At 65.5% G+C, this 2,186-nt stretch carries 2 pseudogenes; both read left to right on the top strand.

Features of this window, described 5'->3' with window-relative positions:
• Window positions 1–165: 165 nt before the first annotated feature.
• Window positions 166–956 (top strand): annotated as a pseudogene (locus ABZ215_RS43620) (IS5 family transposase); the annotation flags it as partial.
• A pseudogene (locus ABZ215_RS43625) lies at window positions 945–1,853 on the top strand (IS5 family transposase). The pseudogenes ABZ215_RS43620 and ABZ215_RS43625, both read left to right, overlap by 12 nt.
• The last annotated feature ends 333 nt before the right edge of the window (window positions 1,854–2,186 follow it).

Genomic DNA, 2,186 nt, shown 5'->3' on the forward strand with positions numbered 1-2,186 from the left:
AAGCCAGCCACTTCCTCGCCTTCCTCACCCTCGGAGCCGCCCTGACCTGCTACAAGAAACTCCGCAAACACACCACATGAGACACGCTCTTAGTGGTCCTAACAGAATGATCTTGGTCTGTGGTTTGAATCTTGCCGGTTGTTGATCAAGTGGCAGGAGGTTGGTGTGGCCCAGCGCAGGCCGTGGGAGGTCGAGGACGAGTTGTGGGAGTTGATCGAGCCTCTGTTACCCAGGGTCGAGCGTCGCTTCCGCAATCCCGGGCGGACGCGGTTGGACGACCGGAAGGCGTTGTGTGGCATCTTGTTCGTGCTGTACACGGGGCTCCCGTGGGAGTTCTTGCCGCAGGAGCTGGGGTACGGCTCGGGCATGACGTGCTGGCGGCGGTTGCGGGACTGGCCCGAGGCTGGCGTGTAGCAGCGGCTGCACGAGCTGCTGCTGGCCAAGCTCAACGCCGCCGGTCTGATCGACTGGTCGCGGGCAGCGGCCGACGGTTCCCATGTCCGGGCGTTAAAGGGGGGCCGAAAACCGGTCCCAGTCCGGTCGATCGGGCCAGGACCGGCTCCACGCACCATGTGATCACCGAGGGTGGCGGTATCCCACTCGCGGTGACACTGACCGGCGGCAACCGCCACGACGTCACCCAACTCCTCCCGCTGATCGAGGCGATACCCCCGGTGCGAGGTCGACGCGGGCGGCCCCGTCGCCGTCCCGACACGCTCTATGCCGACCGCGCCTACGACTTCGACAAGTACCGGCGATCGGTGCGCGGCAAAGGCATCAACCCCCAGTTCGCAAGGCGCGGTGCCGAACACGGCTCCGGCCTCGGCGTCTACCGCTGGGTCGTCGAGCAGACCATCGCGCTGCTGCACTGGTTCCGCCGCCTGCGTATCCGCTGGGAGATCCGCGATGACATCCATGAAGCCTTCCTCAGCATCACCTGCAGCATCACCTGCTGGCGCCGACTCAAGAACAACTCAACCTGGCAGGACCTCTTAACCAACGCGCAGGGGGCGAAGCTGGAACCCTTGCTGCCCAGGGGAAAGAAGCCGGGCAGGCCGCCCAGGCACGGGAAGCGGAAGCTGATCGATGGGATCCGGTTCCGAGTCCGGACCGGGGTGCCGTGGCGGGATCTGCCGGAGCGTTATGGCCCGTGGGAGACGGTGTATGGGCTGTTCCGGCGGTGGCAGCGGGACGGCACGTGGAAGAAGATCCTGACCGCGTTGCAAGCGGACGCCGACGCCGCGGGCCTGATCACCTGGGACGTCAGCGTGGACTCCACGGTGGCGCGCGCCCACCAACATGCGGCCGGTGCGCGTCAAAAGGGGATCTGCAAAAGGAATCCCCGGGCGGGGTCGAGGTCGAACCTGGCGATCACGGATTGGGGCGTTCCCGGGGCGGGTTGACGACCAAGACTCACCTGGTGGTCGAGCAAGGACAAAAGCCGTTGTCGATCGTCATCACCGCCGGTCAGCGGGGTGACTCGGCCCAGTTTCAAGTGGTTCTTGACCAGATCCGGGTGCCCCGGCCTGGCCGGGGACGCCCGCGGCGCCGCCCCGATCGGGTGCTCGGTGATAAGGCCTACGGGTCCCGCGCCAACCGCCTACCTGCGCCGACGCGGGATCCACTGCACCATCGCGGACAAAGCCGACCACATCCGTCACCGCAAGAACACGGGCTCCCGTGGCGGGCGGCCACCGGCCTTTAGCAGCGAGATCTACAAGCAGCGCCACGCCGTCGAGTGCGGGATCAACCGGCTCAAACGCAACCGTGCTGTCACGACCCGATACGACAAGCTCGCCGTCCGCTACGAAGCCGCCGTCACCATCGCCACGATCAACGAATGGCTCCTATAACTTGGGACTGTTTCAAGATCGGTGTTTCTGGCCCGACACGCCGGGCTGAGGTCCGGCGGGATGGGCACTGTGAGTGATGACATCTGGGGCTGTGATTCCACGCAAGAGTGAGAAGCCGTTGTCGCCGGAGCAGGCCGCTGCGGCGGCGATGGTGGCCGAGGCCCGGCAGCGGGGGCTGGAGCTGACCGGTCCGAACGGGCTGTTGAAGCTGTTCACCAAGAACGTGTTGGAAACCGCGCTAAGAGCGTGTCTCATGTGGTGTGTTTGCGGAGTTTCTTGTAGCAGGTCAGGGCGGCTCCGAGGGTGAGGAAGGCGAGGAAGTGGCTGGCTTTG

Source organism: Amycolatopsis sp. NPDC006131 (assembly GCF_040614175.1).
Lineage (GTDB): Bacteria > Actinomycetota > Actinomycetes > Mycobacteriales > Pseudonocardiaceae > Amycolatopsis_E > Amycolatopsis_E tucumanensis.